The 18033-nt window shown below is 68.3% G+C and carries 19 protein-coding genes; 2 read left to right on the top strand and 17 right to left on the bottom strand.

Annotated elements, in window-relative coordinates:
- Positions 1-18: 18 nt before the first annotated feature.
- The 17 genes from AASM09_RS21450 to AASM09_RS21530 all read right to left on the bottom strand — a co-directional run bounded on the left by AASM09_RS21450 (position 19) and on the right by AASM09_RS21530 (position 15059).
- Entirely contained in the window at positions 19-2388 is a 2370-nt protein-coding gene (locus AASM09_RS21450) for an MMPL family transporter (RefSeq protein ID WP_238378659.1), read from the bottom strand.
- Complete coding sequence (locus AASM09_RS21455) at positions 2366-2989, bottom strand: outer membrane lipoprotein carrier protein LolA (RefSeq protein WP_180849137.1); 624 nt, start codon at positions 2987-2989, stop codon at positions 2366-2368. Before AASM09_RS21455 ends, AASM09_RS21450 begins: the two co-directional genes overlap by 23 nt.
- A gap of 2 nt (positions 2990-2991) precedes the next feature.
- Positions 2992-3423, bottom strand: a complete 432-nt coding sequence (locus tag AASM09_RS21460; RefSeq protein WP_049431721.1) for an acyl-CoA thioesterase — start codon at positions 3421-3423, stop codon at positions 2992-2994.
- Positions 3410-4960, bottom strand: coding sequence for an HAL/PAL/TAL family ammonia-lyase (locus tag AASM09_RS21465; RefSeq protein ID WP_049431688.1), 1551 nt, complete (start codon positions 4958-4960; stop codon positions 3410-3412). Before AASM09_RS21465 ends, AASM09_RS21460 begins: the two co-directional genes overlap by 14 nt.
- Complete coding sequence (locus AASM09_RS21470) at positions 4950-5891, bottom strand: acyltransferase (RefSeq protein ID WP_049431683.1); 942 nt, start codon at positions 5889-5891, stop codon at positions 4950-4952. Before AASM09_RS21470 ends, AASM09_RS21465 begins: the two co-directional genes overlap by 11 nt.
- Before the next feature lies 1 nt (position 5892).
- Positions 5893-6663 (bottom strand): glycosyltransferase family 2 protein, encoded by a 771-nt coding sequence (locus AASM09_RS21475; protein WP_049431681.1) that lies wholly within the window; start codon positions 6661-6663, stop codon positions 5893-5895.
- Complete coding sequence (locus tag AASM09_RS21480; protein ID WP_049431678.1) at positions 6653-8338, bottom strand: AMP-binding protein; 1686 nt, start codon at positions 8336-8338, stop codon at positions 6653-6655. The genes AASM09_RS21475 and AASM09_RS21480 overlap by 11 nt, the downstream gene beginning before the upstream one ends.
- The gene (locus AASM09_RS21485; protein ID WP_049431675.1) at positions 8331-8882 is read right to left on the bottom strand and encodes a membrane protein; all 552 of its coding nucleotides are present in this window, start codon (positions 8880-8882) and stop codon (positions 8331-8333) included. The genes AASM09_RS21480 and AASM09_RS21485 overlap by 8 nt, the downstream gene beginning before the upstream one ends.
- A gap of 22 nt (positions 8883-8904) precedes the next feature.
- Complete coding sequence (locus AASM09_RS21490) at positions 8905-9162, bottom strand: acyl carrier protein (RefSeq protein WP_005411609.1); 258 nt, start codon at positions 9160-9162, stop codon at positions 8905-8907.
- A gap of 17 nt (positions 9163-9179) precedes the next feature.
- Entirely contained in the window at positions 9180-9437 is a 258-nt protein-coding gene (locus AASM09_RS21495) for a phosphopantetheine-binding protein (protein ID WP_005411610.1), read from the bottom strand.
- Positions 9424-10221 (bottom strand): lysophospholipid acyltransferase family protein, encoded by a 798-nt coding sequence (locus AASM09_RS21500; RefSeq protein WP_049431672.1) that lies wholly within the window; start codon positions 10219-10221, stop codon positions 9424-9426. Before AASM09_RS21500 ends, AASM09_RS21495 begins: the two co-directional genes overlap by 14 nt.
- Positions 10214-10957: a beta-ketoacyl synthase chain length factor gene (locus AASM09_RS21505; protein ID WP_049431668.1), complete on the bottom strand. Its 744-nt coding sequence runs from the start codon at positions 10955-10957 to the stop codon at positions 10214-10216. Before AASM09_RS21505 ends, AASM09_RS21500 begins: the two co-directional genes overlap by 8 nt.
- Before the next feature lie 216 nt (positions 10958-11173).
- Positions 11174-12187 carry a cytochrome d ubiquinol oxidase subunit II gene (gene cydB, locus AASM09_RS21510; RefSeq protein WP_049431664.1) on the bottom strand — a complete coding sequence of 338 codons (1014 nt, stop codon included), beginning with the start codon at positions 12185-12187 and terminating at the stop codon, positions 11174-11176.
- Between the two features lies 1 nt (position 12188).
- Entirely contained in the window at positions 12189-13586 is a 1398-nt protein-coding gene (locus tag AASM09_RS21515; RefSeq protein ID WP_049431660.1) for a cytochrome ubiquinol oxidase subunit I, read from the bottom strand.
- 250 nt (positions 13587-13836) lie between these two features.
- On the bottom strand, positions 13837-14052 hold the full coding sequence (locus tag AASM09_RS21520; protein ID WP_049431658.1) for a hypothetical protein: 216 nt from the start codon (positions 14050-14052) through the stop codon (positions 13837-13839).
- The gene (locus AASM09_RS21525; protein ID WP_049431655.1) at positions 14049-14693 is read right to left on the bottom strand and encodes an RNA polymerase sigma factor; all 645 of its coding nucleotides are present in this window, start codon (positions 14691-14693) and stop codon (positions 14049-14051) included. Before AASM09_RS21525 ends, AASM09_RS21520 begins: the two co-directional genes overlap by 4 nt.
- 36 nt (positions 14694-14729) lie before the next feature.
- A complete protein-coding gene (locus AASM09_RS21530) occupies positions 14730-15059 on the bottom strand; it encodes a hypothetical protein (protein WP_049431652.1) in 330 nt (109 codons plus the stop codon).
- A 167-nt stretch (positions 15060-15226) separates the two neighbouring features.
- Here AASM09_RS21530 and AASM09_RS21535 point away from each other — a divergent pair, with 167 nt between their 5' ends.
- Positions 15227-17596 (top strand): S9 family peptidase, encoded by a 2370-nt coding sequence (locus AASM09_RS21535; RefSeq protein WP_343368649.1) that lies wholly within the window; start codon positions 15227-15229, stop codon positions 17594-17596.
- The gene (locus tag AASM09_RS21540) at positions 17593-18012 is read left to right on the top strand and encodes an NUDIX hydrolase (protein WP_049431645.1); all 420 of its coding nucleotides are present in this window, start codon (positions 17593-17595) and stop codon (positions 18010-18012) included. Before AASM09_RS21535 ends, AASM09_RS21540 begins: the two co-directional genes overlap by 4 nt.
- Positions 18013-18033: the final 21 nt, after the last annotated feature.

Consider the following 18033-nt stretch of genomic DNA (forward strand, 5'->3'; position numbering starts at 1 on the left):
GAAAAGCGGAAGGCGGGCTCAGGCTGGCGGCAGATCGTGCGGCGGCGGCCGGAACAGCGGCGAGATCAGCCAGACCAGACCGATGCCGAACAGCAGGGTCAGGCCGAACGCGCGCAGCGCCGGGGTCTGCGACAGGCCCAGCAGGCCGAACGACAGCCAGGTGCTGGCCGCGCCCACGCACACCGCCAGCCATGCACTGGCATCGCCACGGTGCTCGATCAGGAAGATGCCGTAGTCGATGCCCATGCCCAGCAGCAGCATCAGCGCCAGTACGTTGAACAGCTGCAGCGGCTGGCCGAACAGGCCCAGCAGCCCAAGGGTCAGCGCGCCGGCAATCAGGGTCGGGGCAAACACGCGCCAGGCCTGGCGGCGGTAGCGCAGCCACAGCGCACCGAACACCAGTGCAATGCCGACCAGCAGCAGCCCGCCCATCAGCTTGCGGTAGTGGCCCAGCAGCTTGGAGAAATCAGAGGTGCGGTCTACCCAGCGCACGCCGGGCAGGCCTTCGGCGGCACCTTCCAGCGTGGCCAGGGCATCGGCGCGCGACAGGTCATCAACCATCACCACGCTGATCATCTGCCCACCGACCTCACCCACCCACAGGTGGCGGAACGGCTGCGACGCCGGCGAGGCAAGGAAGGCCTCGGCAGTAAGCGGCGCAGCCGCGAACTGCGGTCGCTGCAGCGGCTCGCCCACCGCCTCGGACACGGCATCCAGCACGCCCGGTTCCACCTTCGCGGTCAGCGCCGCATCGGCCTGCTGGCGCGCGGGCGACGGCAACCAGTCGCTGATCGCGCGGTAGCCGCCGATGCGTTTGTCGTCAGCCAGTGCACGCAGGCGTTCGGTCAATGCCTCTTCGCGCTGCAGCAGCTGCGCCGCATCGGCGCCCTGCACCAGGTAGAACTGCGCCGGGCTGGGCATGCCCAGCAGCTGGCTCAGGCGGATCTGCTGGGCCATCAGCGCCGGCGGCGACGACTGCAGGCTGCGCAGGTCGTCGTTGCTCTGCAGGCGCGCGATGCCCACTGCGGACAGCGCCAGCGCAGCCACCACGAAGATCGCCACCGGACGGCGGCCGTGCAGGCGCGGGAATCGCTCCAGCGTATTGCCCAGCCACTGCGAGAAACGGGTCTGGCGGATCTCGCCGCCATCCAGCCACGGGAACCAGAAGATCACCGTGAGAAAGGCGGCGGCCAGGCCGACCACCGAGAACAGCGCCATCTGGCGCAGGCCCGGGAACGGCGCCAGGCCCAGCGCCAGATAGGCCAGCGCGCTGGTCAGCAGGGCCAGCCACAGGCCCGGCAACAGGTGCCGCAGCAGTTTCCAGCGGCGATCGGCCGGCTCGGCCTGGCGCGAGGCGAACCAGTGGATGCCGTAGTCCTCGGCCACGCCCACCAGCGACGCGCCGAACACCAGGGTCAGCACGTGCACCTTGCCGAACACCAGCACGGTGACCGCCAGCGCCACGCCGCAGCCGATCAGCAGCGAGGCGGCCACCAGCAGGATCGGGCGCAGCGAACGGAACGCCAGCCACACCAGCAGCAGCACCGCGGCCAGCGAGCCCCAGCCGATGGTGTTGATCTCCCGGTTGGCCTGTACGGCAGCGGCTTCGGCGTGCAACGGCACGCCGGCATGCAGGATTTCCAGCTCCGGCGCGACCGCCTTGGCCGCCTTCCCGGCACGTTCCAGCAGGCCATCAAGATGGCGCTCGCCATCAAGCTGGAACGCCGAACCCGGCGTATCGAACTGCAGCGCCGCCCAATGCTTGCCCTCGGCCTCGAGCAGGCCGTCATCGCCCAGGCGCAGGCCCGACCCCTGCGCCTGCTGCTGCCACCACTGCGGCCACAGCGACAGCGGGTCCTGCCGCCAGTCGGTCAGGCGCGGCGCGCCCATCGGGCCGTACAGCGCAGCCAGTGCCTGCTCGGCCAGTGCCCCGGTTTCGCTGTTCTGCAGCTGGTTGCGCTGGCTGGGAGTCAGCAGGCGATCGCGGTACGGCGCGTAGAACGCGCGCGCCTCATCGAACCAGCCCTCGATGGACCCGCTGGGCACCAGCAACGCGCTGTCGGCATCGGCAGCCATCGCCGCGGCGAACGCCGCCTGCGCGCGCTTGGCGGCGGTGCCATCCTGGCTGCCGAGCAGCACCACCACCTGCCGCGAACTGCCATCGGCGATGCGCCGGGTGACATCGCTCAACAGGCGGTCATGCGCATCCTGCGGCAGCAGCGCGAGGATGTCGGTGTCGATCCGCGACTGCTGGCTCCACAGGTGCCACTGCTGCGCGCCCAGCGCCAGCAGCAGCACCAGCCAGGCGATGCCCAGCCAGTGCCACCAGCGCCGCAACCGGTCCGGCGCGTTCAACGCCACGGCGTCACTCAAAGCGGCGTGCCTCATCGGGGTTCAACGTGGCCGGGGCCTCGCTCAACGCGCTGAACTGGATCTGCGTGCGGTCCTTGTTGGCCTCGACGATCTCCACCTGGCGCACATAGCGGTCACCCTGCAAGGTCAGCGATTCGAAGGCCTTGGCCAGCATTGCCGACTTCGGTGTCAGGCGCAGGCGCCAGCCCTGCCCTTCGCGGCTGGCAGCAACATTGAACTGGCTGGACAGCGCCTGCACGTCGCCGCTCATCAGCGCGAACATGATCGCGTTGACCGAGCGCATCGCCGGCTGCTGCCGCGCGTCGAGCTCGACGCGGGTGCTGCCATCGCGCTGGCGGCTGAGGATGCGGTCGGCAGTGACCACCACTTCAGAAGGGAAGGGCTTGAGCGTGGTCCAGATCACGCCGTGCTGGCGCGCGACCACGAACCGGCCCTGCGAGCGCAGTGGGTTCTTGAAGCCGCTGACCTGTTTTCCCTGGCTGAACTGGCCACGCAGCACGTCGGGCCGCGCCACCGCCTGGGTGATCGCATCGACGGCGGGGTCGGCCGCCTGTACACGCGGTACGGCCACCAGCAGCAGCGCGCACAGCAGCACGCTCGAAACACGGGCAAGCATCGTCACGGCGCAGGCACTCCCAGGCGTTCCCACAGTACCGGCGGGCACTGGTACAGCATTTCCTTGCTGGCCGCGTCCACCGCGACCTGGATGGTCATCGCGCGGGTCAGCACCTGGCCGCTTTCCGCATCGAGAATCTCGTACTCGATCTTCAGCCGGTTCTCCCATTCCACGATGCGCGCGACCACGCGCAGCGCCTGGTTGAACAGCAGCGGGCGCACGTACTTCACCCGCGCATCGACCACCGGCCACAGGTAGCCCGATTCGAGCATCTGCGGGTAGTCGTAGTCGTAGCGGCCGAGCAGCGCGCAGCGCGCGATCTCGAAGTACTTGAAGTAGTTGCCATGCCAGACCACGTTCATCGGATCGCAGTCATGGAAGGCGGGGGTCAGGGTGATTTCCCCGACCAGTTCCGTGTGTTCATTCACCGGCATACAGTTCCCAGCGTTGCGCGCGGATCTCCACCAGCAGTTCCCGCAGTTCGCGATCCAGCGCGCGGTCTTCTTCGACCAGGGCGATGCGCTGCCCCAGGTCGGCGTACATGTCGGCCAGACTGCCATGCAGCTGCGCATTCAGGCCAACCCGCTCGCGCAGGGCCAAGCCCTGGCGCGCGGCAATCAGCATCGCGGCCACCACCTGCTCGGTCAGTTCGATCACACGCAGGCAGTCGCGCGCGGCGATGGTGCCCATGCTGACCTTGTCCTGGTTGTGGCATTCGGTGGAACGCGAGAATACCGAGGCCGGCATGGTCTGCTTCAGCGCTTCGGCGGTCCAGGCCGACACGCTGATCTGCAGTGCCTTCAGGCCATGGTTGATCGCCGCGCGCGGGCCGGTGGCCGCCGACAGATTGGCCGGCAGGCCATGGTTGTAGCGGGCATCGACCACCAGTGCCAGCTGCCGGTCGAGCAGATCGGCAACATTGGCCACGGTGTTCTTCAGGGTGTCCATCGCCAGCGCGATGTGGCCGCCGTAGAAGTGGCCACCGTGCAGGATGCGCTCGCCGTCGGCGTCGATCAGCGGATTGTCGTTTGCGCTGTTCAGCTCGGTCTCGATCAGCTGGCGCAGGAACGGCAGGCTGTCCTCCAGCACGCCGATCACGTGCGGTGCGCAGCGCAGCGAGTAACGGTCCTGCAGGCGCTGTTCATTGCGCGGCGGACGCTCGCTGTGCAGGTCGCTGCGCAGGCGCGCGGCGATGCGGCCCTGGCCCGGGTGCGGCTTGGCCGCGAACAGGGTCTGGTCGAAGTGGTGCGCGTTGCCGTCGCTGGCCAGTACGTTGAACGCGGTCAGGCGCGTAGCCATGCGGGCCAGGTAATCGGCACGCTGCCAGGCCAGGCAGGCCAGGCCGGTCATCACCGCGGTGCCGTTCATGATCGCCAGGCCTTCCTTCGGCCGCAGCTTCAGCGGGGTCATGCCGATCTTCGCCAGCACCGGGCCGGCCGGCTGCACCTGGCCTTCGAACAGTACCTCGCGCTCACCGCACAGCACCGCCGCCACGTACGACAGCGGGGTCAGGTCACCACTGGCACCCACCGAGCCTTCGGCCGGAATCATCGGCAGCACGTCGTGCTGCAGCAGCGTGGCCAGGCCTTCCAGCAGCGGCACGCTGACGCCGGACATGCCGCGCACCAGCGAGGCCAGGCGCGCCGCCAGCACCGCGCGGGTTTCAACCGGGTCCAGGTAACGGCCCAGGCCGCAGCCGTGATAGGTGTACAGATGGTGCGGCAGCTCAGCCACCAGTGCCGGCGGGATGTTCACCGTGCACGAGTCGCCATAGCCGGTGGTCACGCCGTAGATCACGCCATCCTCGCGCAGCAGGCGGTCGAGGAAATCGGCGCCGCGCTGGATGTGCGCGCGGAACGCCGGCGCGTCGCTCAGTGCGGCCTCGCACTGGCGCTGGGCCAGGGCCGCCACGTCTTCGATGGTCAACGGTGCATCGCCAAAGCGGCACACGGGTACGGCGTCAGTCGTCATGCGGAGCCTGATCCCAGAAGGGGAAGAAATTGAACCAGTCCAACGGGGACTGGATGACCTGGAGTTCCAGCCAACGCGCGAAGCGCTGTGCCTGTTCGGCCAGTGCCGCGTCGCGCGAGCCACGGGGCAGCACGATGCGTTCGGCGAACTGTTCGAATGCCACGCTATAGCCTTCGCCCTGGTGCAGGCAGGCCATGGTGTAGACCGGGCAGCCCAGCGCTGCGGCCAGCACATAGGCACCGATCGGGAACGGGGCGCGATGGCCGAGAAAATCGGCGGTGACGCTGCGGCCGCCCTGCACAGGCGTGCGGTCGCCAACAATGGCGACGAAGCCACCGGCCGCCACGCGCTCGGCCAGCATCATCGCGGTGGCCGCTCCCATTTCGGTCACCTGCACCAGTTCTACCGCCGCCAGCGGGTCGAGCCGCTGCAGCAGGCGGTTGAAGCGCTGCGCATGTGCGGTATGCACCAGCACGGTGATGCGGAAACCCGGCACCTGCTCGGCCAGCACCTGGCACAGTTCCAGGCAGCCGATGTGTGCGGTCAGGATCAGCCCGCCTTCACGGCGCGCGATCTTCTGCAGCACCAGGTCGCGATGCAGGTGGATGCGTTCGGCCGGATAGCGCCCGCCCAGTCCGAGGATCTTGTCCAGCATCGTGTCGGCGAAGGCGAAGAAGTGGCGCAGGCTGTCGCGCCGGGTCGGCGCGCGGCCCAGCACACCGCTGTGTGCCTGCAGGCGCTGCAGGTACTGCATCGAGGCCTGGCGGCCAACACGGTTGCCCAGCCAATGGCAGGCCACCACCGGCCACACGCACAGGCGGAACGGCCAGCGCCCGAACCAGCGGTGCACCCAGCACAGGAACAGCACGCCGGCCACCGACGTCGATTCGCCGATGTCGGCCCAGTGCGGGGCGCCCTGCGCGGCCGCCATCTCAGCACTGCCCCCGCAGGCGGCGCCACAGCAGGCGCGGTGCGCGCCAGAGCATGCCGAAGAACAGGCGGGTGTGCATGCGGCTGATACGCACGTTGTCGCGCCACACATCGAAGTGCGATACGCCATCGGCGGGATAGGTCACACGCGTGGCCAGGTGTTCGACCGGCACCTGCCGCCAGTACAGGCGAACCATCACTTCAGTATCGAAATCCATGCGTCGGCCGATGGTCTCTTCATCGACCAGGCGCAGCACCGGCGGCAGTGGATACACGCGGAAGCCGCACATGGTGTCGCGCAGGTGCAGCGACAGCGTGTTGATCCAGACCCAGACGTGGGTCGCATAGCGGCCATACAGGCGCGCCTTGGGAACACTGGCGTCGTAGGCCGGAATGCCGCAGATCACCGCACCCGGGTGCGCACGCGCCGCCTTGATGAAGCGCGGCAGGTCGGCGGTATCGTGCTGGCCGTCGGCGTCGATCTGCAGCACGTGGCTGTGGCCACGCGCGGCGGCTTCGGCAAAACCGGCCAGCATCGCACCACCCTTGCCCTGGTTGATGTCCAGGCGCAGCAGGTCGACGCCATGGCGCTGCGCCAGCGAGCGCAGCACCGCCGCGCACGCCTCATGCGAGCCATCGTCGACCAGCAGGCACGGAAGGCCGGCGGCCTGCACACCGTCGACCACCGCCGCGATGGCGTGCTCGTGGTCGTAGACGGGGATCACCACCAGTGGCGCGAACGCGGCACCGGCAACGGCCGGATCAGTCCGCATCGGCGAAGACCACCTTGCCGCTGGCGTGCACACCGTGGCTGGAGGTGTAGCGGAAGGCCAGCACATTGCGTGTGGCATCCCAGTCCAGCTGCAGGGTCAGCTCATCACCCGGGCGTGCCACGTGCTGGAACTTCACCGCATCCATGCGCAGGAATCCGGCCGGCATGCTGAACACCTGGCGGCCAAAACGCACGGCCCAGTCCAGCTGCGCCACGCCGGGCAGGATCGCCGCCTGCGGGAAGTGGCCCTGGAACGGCCGCAGCGCCGGGTCGAGGGTCATGCGCAGGGTGGCGCTGGCGGCATCGCGGCGGTCCCAGACCGGCACCGGCATCAGCGGCTGGAACAGCGCCGCCAGTGCCGCCTGGGTGACCTTGCCCTGTGCGTTGATTGGCAGCGCCTGCACCAAGCGCCAGCGGCGCGGCCGGGTGACCGCGTCATGTGCCTGTGCCAGGCGCGCGCCAAGGCGCTGGCCCAGCGCACGGCGCGCGACGTCACCGCCTTCCAGCAGCGCCGGATCGGCCGGTACCACCACGGCTGCCAGCTGCTCACGCTGTCCTGGCAGGACCAGCACGCGCACGTCGTCCACTTCGGCGTCTTCGCGCAGCGCGCGTTCGAGCGCATCCAGCGAAACGCGGCGCTCTTCGATCTTGACGATACGGTCGGCACGGCCCAGCAGGCGGAAGCGGCCATCGGTCAAGGCTTCCACGCGGTCCTGGGTGCGCCACCAGTCGAGGGTTTCCAGATGCGCCGAGGCGACGGCCAGGCAGCCATCCTCGATGCGCCACCGCACACCCGGCAGCGGCTGCCACGGCGGCAGGTCGGTGTCCCAGCGGCGCCAGGCGATACCACCGGTCTCGCTGCTGCCGTAAACCTCGGTCGGTGCCACGCCCAGCCACTGCCGTACTTGGCGTGCAGCTTCTTCCGGCAGTGGGCCACCGGAGGAGAACACCGCGCGCAGGCGGCCGTGCAGGCTGGCCCAGTCGAGCTGCTCAGGCAGGCGCTTGAGGTGGGCTGGCGTCGCCACCAGCACCGTGTCGGTACCAGCCAGCGCGCCTACTAGGTCTTCGTGGAAGAACCGGCGCGGATGGATCAGGCGGCCGGCGGCCAGCGGCCACAGCACGCGGAACAGCAGGCCGTAGATGTGCTGGTGGGACACCGTGCCATGCACCTGCACGCCTTCCAGCTGCGCGCCGAACGCAGCCTGCAGCGCATCCACTTCGCGCGCCAGCTGGTCCATGCGCTTGTTGATCGCACTGGGCTGGCCGGTGCTGCCGGAGGTGAACACGCACAGCTCGCAGGCGCGCTCGTCCAGCACCTGCAGTTCGCCGTCCACGCCAACGGCGGGGGCAACCAGCGGTCGGTAGTCGGCGGAAACATCACCGGCGAAACCGCTCACCTGTGGCTGCAGCGCCTGCAGCGTGGCCGGCAGGTTGTCGGCGGCCAGGAACACCCGCTTGCCGGCATGCCAGGCACCGAACAGCGCCGCCGCGAAGGCCACCGCGTCATCGAAGTACAGCGCCCAGTCGCGACCATCGGCGGCGGCAAAGGCCGCGCGCCAGGCCAGCACCCGCTGGCGGAAGTGGGGGTGATCGATCACCTCGCCTTCGCAGAGGCCGATGCGGCGCTGCGGCTGCGGGTCCACCAGCAGCCGGTCCAGGGCGATCCACTCAGCCATGCGCGTGCGCCGCCTTGACCCGCCGCCGCACCAGCCACTCACCTGCAAACAACACGCCCATCATCACGTACGCCAACAATCCGTTGTAGAGCATCCAGACCCGGTCCGACGCGTAAAGCGCGGTCAGCAGGGCCAGGCTGCCGTTGAGAACGAAGAAGCCACACCACACCTGGGTAACGCGGCGGGTATAGGCCACCGCGAACGCCGGCAGGTCCGGCTCCTGCAACCGCGCCAGGCGTTCCACCAGCGGCGGGCCGAAGCGCAGGCTGGTGCCGAACACCGCCAGCATCACCACGTTCACCAACGCCGGGTACAGCTTCAGCGGCAGGGCCTGGTTGAGCACGGTGGCCAGCACGGCCAGCAGGCCGGTACCCGCGGCAGCGGCCCACCACAGCGGCTGGCGCGTACTCAGCGCACGCAGCAGGGCCAGGGTGAACAGCAGCAGCGACAGCCAGCGTGGCTCGAAACGGCCCATCGCCAGGTACACCAGCACCGGGTAGGCCAGCGAAATCGCAGCCACCACGAACGTGCGTGCGCGTGCCATGGCGGAGCCGCCGGCGCTGCGGTCAGGCGGCTGCCTGGTCCGGCAGCAGCCCGTGCACGACATCGACGATGTCCTGTACGGTGCGCACGGCCTTGAACGCTTCCGGCTGCAGGTTGCGGCCAAGCAGCGGCTTGAGCTGCACGATCAGGTCGACCGCATCGATGCTGTCGATATCCAGGTCGTCGTACAGGCGGGCCTCGGGGGTGATCCGGGCGGTTTCGATCTCGAAGCTGTCGGTCAGGATGCTGACGATGCGTTCGAACAGTTCATTCTTGGTCATGGCAATTCCTGGCGCCGTTACGACTGGCGGGCGGCGACGAACTCGCCGAGCGCGCGCACGCTGGAGAAATGGCGACGGGTTTCTTCCGAGTCGGCCGAGAGGCTGACACCGTACTTCTTCTGCAGCGCCAGGCCCAGCTCCAGCGCGTCGATCGAATCCAGGCCAAGGCCTTCGACGAACAACGGCGCGGTCGGATCGATGTCCTCCGGCGTGATGTCCTCCAGCGAAAGGGAGGAAATGATCAATTCCTTGATCTCGTGCTCAAGTGCTTGCACGGGGCGGCTCTCCAGACAGGTCGAAATAACGAGAAAGGTGCTCGGTAACGCGGCGTGCCGCCAAGGCATCCCCCCTTGGCGAGTCGTCTTCGGCCAGGAAAGGCGCGATCGGGATATCTTCGCCGATCTGCAGCCGAACGTGAAAGCGACGTGAGGGGACACGATACCACTTCTGCCCCTTGGTCAGGGTCGGGGGGGTACAGGTGATCCGCACCGGGGTGATGTCCAGCCGGCCACGCACGGCGATGTTGGCCGCGCCGCGCTGCAGCCGCGGCGGCTGCCCGGGCACGCTGCGGGTGCCTTCCGGGAAGATGACCAGGGTGCCGCCGGCCTGCACCGCCGCTACGCAATCGTCCACCAGGCCAGCGCCGTCATCGTTGGAGATGTAGCCGGCCGCGCGCACCGGACCACGCATGAACGGGTTGCAGGCCACGGCCCGCTTGACCACGCAATCGGCGTTGGGCAGCAACGAAATCAGGCAGACCACGTCGATCAGGGTCGGGTGATTGGCCAGGACCAGCAAACCGTCGCGCTGCAGGCGTTCCCGGCCTTCGATCTGCAGGGTCATCACCCCCAGCCGGCACATCAGCCGGACATGGCTGGCAAAGGCGGCCTGGACCACGCGCCGGGCGCGCCGGCGACGGGCCACCGGGTCCCGCATCAGCAGCAGCACCGGCATCACCAGGACGCCGAGCAGCAGCCCGCCGAGGCCAAACGCAGCAAAGCTCAGGCCGGTGCCGAACACCCGCCAGGCGTGATCGAGGCGGCGCAGCAGCTCACTCACGGCGGCCCCAGCGCCAGCGCTGGCCGTGGGCCACGTGCTCCAGCGCCGACGCGCCGGACAACAGGAAGCGGTGCAGGTCCAGCGCATGCGGCAGCAAGCCCGGCGCAGAAGTGGCCTGTTCTTCGGCCGGCTGCCACTGCAGAGAAAGCGTCGGGTGGCCCGCGGCGGGCGCGGTCAACCGCCAGCACCACGCAAAGAACGGGTCGGGTTCGTCGGCGAACGTCGCGTAAATTTCAGGAAGCGGAGATTCGTAGACCACCACCCGCACCTCGCGGGCGCCATCAGCCAGCAGGCCAACGGCCTCCAGGCACGCGGCCTCGACCGTGGCCTGGCCGGCAGCCAATGCCAGGTAGTTGCCGCGATGGCCGCGGGCGATGGAATACAGCGCGGCGATCGCGTTGTGCACCGACAGGCCGAATCCAGTGGGCGACAACGGCTGGTCGCCGACCAGCGCACCCAACAGGTCCATCGAACGTGCGACGTCGCCATGGCGGCTGGCGAACACCAGCGGCACGTCGCTGTCGGCCCCCTGCCCATCCTCGCACCAGCACGCGGCCTGGATCGCCATGCGGCCCAACCGCTCGATACGACGGCGTTGCATTGCCGGAACCTCCGCCAATGCCGGCGTATCCCCGCCATGCGGCAGGTACGGCGCATCGGCCCAGCCCAGCCACTGGCTACGCTCGCTCAGGCCGGGCGCCCACGCGGCCCAGTCGACGATGGAGAATTCAATCATTTAGCGTTGGTGCTTCAACGGGAGAACGATAGGCACGAGCCATTACGGCGACGCGCGGCGGCCCCCATTCCTGCAGCCGCGCGTCCGTCCAGGACGTCGCCGGCTGCCCCCCTGGCCGCCGGAAAGGAGCGCACGCTAGCACGTCCCGCGCAGGGTGTGCAGGTTTCACATTCCCCAACGCGGGGCCCGGCAACGGCCGGCCCCGCCTTCAATCGATCAGTGGTAACCGGTGTCGGCGTGCACCTTGCCGCGGAATACCCGATAGGACCAGGCCGTATAGCCCAGGATGACCGGCAACAGAATGACCAGCCCCACCAGCGTGAAGCCCAGCGAGGAGGCCGGCGCGGCGGCCTGCCACAGCGTCATCGACGGCGGCAGCAGGTACGGCCACATGCCCAGCACCAAGCCGAGGAAGCCGAGCACGAACAGCGCCAGGCTGAGCAGGAACGGCGGCAGGTCACGGCGTGGATGGGTGGCGCTGCGCCACAGCGCGGCCGCCACTGCCAGGGTCAGCAGCGGTACCGGCGACAGCCACCAGAAGTTGCCGTCGCTGAACCAACGCGCCATCAACCGCGAGTCGAGGAACGGCAGCCAGCTGCTGACCAGGCCCATCGCCGCGATCACCGCCACCACCAGCGGCCGGGTCATCTGTCGCGCCAGCGCCTGCACGCGCCCTCCGGTCTTCAGGATCAGCCAGGTGCTGCCCAGCAACGCGTAGCCGGCCACCAGCGCGGCGCCGGTAAGCATCGCGAACGGACTGAACCAGGCGAACGGTCCGCCCTGATAGACACCGTCCACCAGCGGGATGCCCTGCACCAGGGTGCCGAGGATCACGCCCTGGGCGAAGGTCGCCAGCAGTGAGCCAAGGCCGAACGCCACGCTCCACAGCCGGCGTGATCGATGCGCCTTGAAGCGGAACTCGAAGGCGACGCCGCGGAACACCAGCGCCACCACCAGCAGCAGCACCGGCAGGTACAACGCCGACAGCAGCACCGCATACGCCTTCGGGAAGGCCGCCAGCAGCCCGGCACCGCCCAGCACCAGCCAGGTCTCGTTGCCGTCCCAGATCGGCGCGGCGGTGTTCATCATCAGGTCCAGCTGTTCCTCGTCCTCGGCGAACGGAGCGAGGATGCCGATGCCGAGCACGAAGCCGTCCAGCACCACGTACATCAGTACGCCGAAACCGATCACCGCGAACCATGCCACCGGCAGCCAGGTCATCAGGTCCATGTCAGCGCTCCTCCAGCGGTTCGTCGGCCGCCGACAACGGGCGCGCCGGGGTATGGCTGCCGTGGTCCAGCGATGGTCCTTCGGCATGCGGCTGCGGTCCATGACGCAGGATCTTCACCAGGTACCAGATGCCCCAGCCGAACACGAACGCGTAGCCGACCACGTAAACGCCCAGCGACAGCGCGGTCATCCATGCACTCTGCGGGCCGACCGCATCAGCGGTGCGCAGCACGCCATACACCACCCACGGCTGGCGGCCCATCTCGGTGACGAACCAACCCGACAGCAGCGCGATGAAGCCGCTGGGCAGCATCCAGTTCCAGCCGCGCAGCAGCCATGGCGAATCCAGCAGCTTCCTCCGCCACAACTGGAAGGCCGACACCCAGGCCAGCAGCAGCATCAGCGTGCCCAGCCCAACCATGATGCGGAAGGCGAAGAACACCGGCGTCACCGGCGGCCGTTCACTGGCCGGTACCGAGGTCAGCGGATCGAAGGTGCCGTCCAGGCTGTGGGTGAGGATCACGCTGCCCAGCTTCGGGATGGCCACCTCGAAATCGTTGCGCTCTTCCTTTTCGTTGGGCAGCGCGAACACCACCAGGGGTACGCCCTCGCCCTCCTTCGTTTCATGCCAGTGCGCTTCCATCGCCGCGATCTTCATCGGCTGGTGCTTGAGCGTGTTCAGGCCATGCATGTCGCCGACGAAGATCTGCACCGGCACGGTCAGCGCCGCGAACGCCACCGCCGCGATCAGCATGCGTCGGCCCGCTTCCACATGCGTTCCCCTGCGCAGGTACCACGCACCCACGCCACCGATCACGAAACAGGTGGTGATGAACGAGCCCAGCGCCATGTGCGCCAGCCGGTACGGGAACGAGGGGTTGAACACCACCTGCCACCAGTCCACAGGATGCACGATGCCGTTGACCATCTCGTAGCCGGCCGGCGTATGCAGCCAGCTGTTGGACGACAGGATCCAGAACGTGGAGAACAGCGTGCCCAGCGCTACCATGCAGGTGGACAGGAAATGCAGGCGCGGCGAGACCCGGCCCCAACCGAACATCATCACGCCAAGGAAGCTGGCTTCCAGGAAGAACGCGGTCAGCACTTCGTAGGTCAGCAGCGGGCCGATGACCGTGCCGGCCACCTCGCTCAGCCGCGGCCAGTTGGTGCCGAACTGGAAGGCCATGACGATGCCGCTGACCACGCCCATGCCGAACGACACTGCGAAGATCTTCTGCCAGAAGAAATACAGCTCGCGCCACACCGGCAACTTCGTGCGCAGCCAGCGCCACTCGATGAAGGCCAACCAGCTGGCCGTACCGATGGTGAAGGCGGGGAACAGCACGTGGAAACTGATGACGAATCCGAACTGGATCCGGGACAACAACAACGCGTCCAAGGGACGCCTCCTGCCTGCGACCGGTGGGATACCGGACCACTTTAGGAGGATTTCGTCAAGGTGGGATGCGACCGGGTGACGCGCTGCTTCACTTTGTCGCAGGGCGGCGTGAAGGCCGCCGGACACGGCCCAGCGCTACCGATTGTCCGCTCCGGTAGCTGCCAACCTTGGTTGGCACACGCACCCAGGCACCGACTACGGTCGGCATCCAACCACCGCGATTGGAGCGACCCATCGCCCGGCAGGCGCCTCAGTGCCAGAAATACCAGGCCGCTGCAGCCAGCAGTGCGCCAAACAACAGCACCTGCACCACCACATAGCCCACACCGCTGTCGCGCGACTCGGCGGCAATGCGCTTCTGCAGCGCCTCGCTCACATCCGGCACGTCTTCCTGCTGCGCTGGCTCACGCAACGCCTGTGCCAGCGCGCGCGCTTCCGCATCGCGGGGATCGGTCGGTGGGTTCACAGCAGTTCTCCGGCGGTGGCGTGCCGCGTCAGTTCCTGTTTCAGGACCTGGCGTGCGCGGAACAGGTGGCTCTTGATGGTACCGCGTGCCAGCCCGGTCACCTGTTCGATCTCGGCCAGATCGAAATCTTCCAGATAATGAAGCCCGACGATCAGCCGCTGCGGCGCACTCAGCCGTTCCAGTGCTGCGCCCAGCTGGCGCCCGGCCTGCAATACCTCACTCAGTTCCGCCGGGCCCGGGCCTTCATCACCGATGCCAAGTTCTTCCGGCACCTCCACCGCTACCATCCATTGCGCTTCCAGGCGTCGCCGTCGCAGGTGCTGCAACGCGGTGGTGTAGGCCACCCGCGAAACCCAGGTACGCAACGAAGATTCAAATCGGAACCGGTGCAACTGACGGAACACCGCCAGGAAGGTTTCCTGCAGCAGGTCGGCCACCTGGTCGCGGTCGCCGACCATGCGACCGATCACGTGCGCGCAGGTACGCTGATACGCCTGCACCAGCTGCGCGAACGCCGGTTGCGAACCATCGATGATGGCGCGGACCAGGGCGCGGTCGTCATCCGCGTCGGGTATGGGCCCGGGGGCGACGTCGCGGCGACGCCCCCGCAATGCAGCCAGTGCTCCACCCAGCAGACTCATGCGCGGGGCGTCCCCTGTGCCCGTGGCATGCCTGCCTCAGCCCTTGCGCGTGGCGGGGCGGGTGAAGTGCCAGGCCAGCAGCTGGCCGAGGCCGGCACTGCCGACCATCGCGGCGGCGGCGCCGAAGGTCAGTTCGCGTGCACCGATCGCCTCCAGCAGGCCCATTGCCACGGCCAGGCTGACCAGGCTGATGCCCCAGCGCAGCGCGCCCTGGCGGCGGCGTTCTTCTTCCAGCACGGCCAATGAGCGGATCACTTCCTCCGGCACGTGCGGGGCCACCAGCTTGCTGCGCGCGCGGGCATCGGCAATGGCGTGGATCGCGTAGGCGATGCAGATGAAGAGGGTGATCGGAATCAGTTCCTGCATGGTCGGGCTCCTGTTCGGTGGATGATGCGGGTTCAGGAGAATGGATGCGCGACCACGGCCACCGGTTGCAGGATTTTGCCGATTCCGCTGCCATGACCTGTGGCCCCTGCCCCGGGCCCTTGCGGCTGCTACGCTTGCCCGGTTTCCTCTTCTGGTGCCGTCCGCCCATGTCCCGAGTGCTGCCCCTGTCCCTCCTGCTGTCGGCCGTGCTGGCCGCACCGGCTGCGCATGCCGCGCCGACGCCGATCACCATCGAACAGGCCATGGCCGACCCGGACTGGATCGGTCCGCCGGTCGAGAAGGCCTGGTGGTCGTGGAACAGCCAGCAGGTGGAATACCAGCTCAAGCGCAACGGCAGCCCGGTGCGCGATACCTTCCGCCAGCCGCTGGCCGGTGGCGTGGCCGCGCAGGTGGCCGATGACCAGCGCGGCACCTTGGACGTGGCCGAGCCGGTCTACGACCGCAGCCGCAGCCGCAGCGCCTTCGTGCGCAATGGCGACGTGTTCGTGCGCGACCTGCGCAGCGGCGCGCTGACCCAGCTGACCCGCAGCAACGAGCGCGCGGGCAACGTGAACTTCGCCGCCGACAACGGCGTGATCTGGCGGGTCGGCCAGAACTGGTTCCACTGGACCGCCGCCAGCGGCGTGCAGCAGGTGGCCAGCCTGAAGGCCGAGAAGGATCCCCGCACGCCGCCGAAGGCCGACGTGCTGCGCGACCAGCAGCTGCGCACGCTGGAGACCCTGCGCCGCGACCGTGACCAGCGCGAAGCCCTGAAGGACCAGGACCAGCGCTGGCGCCAGGCCGACCCGACCCGCGCACCGGGCCCGGTGTACCTGGGCGCCGACGTGGAGATCGGTGACAGCGTGCTGTCGCCCGACCTGACCCACCTGATCGTGGTGACCAAGCCTAAGGACTTCGATGACGGCCGCGGCGGCAAGATGCCGCTGTATGTGACCGAGTCGGGCTACGAGGAAACCGAGGACACGCGCACCCGCGTCGGCCGCAACGGCTTCGAACCGCACACCCTGTGGTACGTGGACGTGCGCACCGGCAAGGCCGAGAAGGTCTCGCTGGCCGGCCTGCCGGGCATCAGCACCGACCCGCTGGCCGAACTGCGCCGCAAGGCCGGCAAGGACGCGCTGAAGGGCGAGCGCAGCGTGCAGGTGATGAGTGACTTCATGGGCAGCGGCATCCGCTGGAGCGCCGACGGCCAGCAGGCCGCGGTGATGCTGCGTGCCAACGACAACAAGGACCGCTGGATCATCAGCGTCAACGCCTCCGACGGCCGCGTGCAGAACCGCCACCGCCTGACCGACAACGCCTGGATCAACTGGGGCTTCAACGATTTCGGCTGGATGGCCGATGGCCGCACGCTGTGGCTGCTGTCCGAGGAATCCGGCTTCTCGCACCTGTACACCCAGGCCGGTACCGCCAAGCCGCAGGCGCTGACCAGCGGCAAGTGGGAAACCTCGGCGCCGGTGCCGTCGGCCGATGGCAAGGGCTTCTACTTCCTGTGCAACCAGCAGGCCCCGCATGACTACGAAGTCTGCGCGGTCGATACCGGCACCCGCCAGGTGCGCGAGCTGACCAGCCTCAATGGCGTGGAAGACTTCTCGCTGTCGCCGGACGGCCAGCAGCTGCTGGTGCGCTACTCCGGTGCCTACCTGCCGCCGCAGCTGGCCGTGCTGCCCAGCGCCGGTGGCCAGGCCCGTGTTCTGACCGACACCCGCACCGCCGACTACAAGGCACGCCAGTGGATCCAGCCGAAGCTGGTGGCGGTGCCGTCCAAGCACGGTGCCGGCGTGGTCTGGGCCAAGTACTACGAACCGGAAAACAAGGAACCGGGGAAGAAGTACCCGATCGTGATGTTCGTGCACGGCGCCGGCTACCTGCAGAACGTGCACCAGCGCTACCCGGCCTACTTCCGCGAGCAGATGTTCCACAACCTGCTGGTGCAGAAGGGCTACATCGTGCTGGACATGGATTACCGCGGCAGCGAGGGCTACGGCCGCGACTGGCGCACGGCGATCTACCGCAACATGGGCCACCCGGAACTGGAAGACTACAAGGACGGCCTGGACTGGCTGGTCGACACCCAGCAGGGTGACCGCGACCACGCCGGCATCTACGGCGGTTCCTACGGCGGCTTCATGACCTTCATGGCGCTGTTCCGCTCGCCGGGCACCTTCAAGGCCGGCGCCGCGCTGCGCCCGGTGGTCGACTGGCACCAATACAACCACGGCTACACCAGCAACATCCTCAACACCCCGGACATCGATCCGGAGGCGTACCGCGTGTCCTCGCCGATCGAGTACGCGCAGAACCTGCAGGACAACCTGCTGATCGCCCACGGCATGATGGATGACAACGTGTTCTTCCAGGACTCTGTGAACCTGACCCAGCGCCTGATCGAACTGCACAAGGACAACTGGTCGATCGCACCGTACCCGCTGGAGCGCCACGGCTACGTCCGCGCCGATTCCTGGCTGGACCAGTACAAGCGCATCCTCAAGCTGTTCGAGCAGAACCTGAAGTGAGCAACGCCGCAGCCACGATCCGCATCGTGGCTGCGGTCATCCTGGATGACCGCGGCCAGGCGCTGGTGGTGCGCAAGCACGGCGCCAATCGCTTCATCCAGCCCGGTGGCAAGCCCGACCCCGGCGAGACGCCACTGCAGGCACTGGCCCGCGAACTGGACGAGGAACTCGGTGTGCAGCTGCGCGCCGGGGCTGCCATCGCGCTGGGCACGTTCGAGGACTGGGCGGTGAATGAGCCCGGCCACCGCGTGCAGGCACAGGCGTGGTGGGTACAGGTGGACGGCACGCCACGGGCGCGCGCCGAGATCGCCGAACTGGCCTGGGTGCCGCTGCAGCCGCCGCATGGCCTGCCCTTGGCACCGCTGAGCGAACACCATATCCTGCCGGCCGTCGCCACCCGGGTGACGGCCCGCTGACCGCGTGGGCACCGATTGCAG

Origin of the sequence: Stenotrophomonas maltophilia (assembly GCF_039555535.1) — a bacterium.
In the GTDB taxonomy this organism is placed as follows: Bacteria; Pseudomonadota; Gammaproteobacteria; order Xanthomonadales; family Xanthomonadaceae; genus Stenotrophomonas; species Stenotrophomonas maltophilia_Q.

Bases quoted from the DNA above. Each gene is read 5' to 3' on its own strand.
- AASM09_RS21475 (WP_049431681.1), bottom strand. From the start codon at position 6,663: ATGCGGACTGATCCGGCCGTTGCCGGTGCCGCGTTCGCGCCACTGGTG.
- cydB (WP_049431664.1), bottom strand. From the start codon at position 12,187: ATGGACCTGATGACCTGGCTGCCGGTGGCATGGTTCGCGGTGATCGGT.
- AASM09_RS21485 (WP_049431675.1), bottom strand. From the start codon at position 8,882: ATGGCACGCGCACGCACGTTCGTGGTGGCTGCGATTTCGCTGGCCTAC.
- AASM09_RS21530 (WP_049431652.1), bottom strand. From the start codon at position 15,059: ATGCAGGAACTGATTCCGATCACCCTCTTCATCTGCATCGCCTACGCG.
- AASM09_RS21480 (WP_049431678.1), bottom strand. From the start codon at position 8,338: ATGGCTGAGTGGATCGCCCTGGACCGGCTGCTGGTGGACCCGCAGCCG.
- AASM09_RS21470 (WP_049431683.1), bottom strand. From the start codon at position 5,891: ATGGCGGCCGCGCAGGGCGCCCCGCACTGGGCCGACATCGGCGAATCG.
- AASM09_RS21455 (WP_180849137.1), bottom strand. From the start codon at position 2,989: ATGCTTGCCCGTGTTTCGAGCGTGCTGCTGTGCGCGCTGCTGCTGGTG.
- AASM09_RS21460 (WP_049431721.1), bottom strand. From the start codon at position 3,423: ATGCCGGTGAATGAACACACGGAACTGGTCGGGGAAATCACCCTGACC.
- AASM09_RS21505 (WP_049431668.1), bottom strand. From the start codon at position 10,957: ATGATTGAATTCTCCATCGTCGACTGGGCCGCGTGGGCGCCCGGCCTG.
- AASM09_RS21490 (WP_005411609.1), bottom strand. From the start codon at position 9,162: ATGACCAAGAATGAACTGTTCGAACGCATCGTCAGCATCCTGACCGAC.
- AASM09_RS21535 (WP_343368649.1), top strand. From the start codon at position 15,227: ATGTCCCGAGTGCTGCCCCTGTCCCTCCTGCTGTCGGCCGTGCTGGCC.
- AASM09_RS21450 (WP_238378659.1), bottom strand. From the start codon at position 2,388: ATGAGGCACGCCGCTTTGAGTGACGCCGTGGCGTTGAACGCGCCGGAC.
- AASM09_RS21525 (WP_049431655.1), bottom strand. From the start codon at position 14,693: ATGAGTCTGCTGGGTGGAGCACTGGCTGCATTGCGGGGGCGTCGCCGC.
- AASM09_RS21465 (WP_049431688.1), bottom strand. From the start codon at position 4,960: ATGACGACTGACGCCGTACCCGTGTGCCGCTTTGGCGATGCACCGTTG.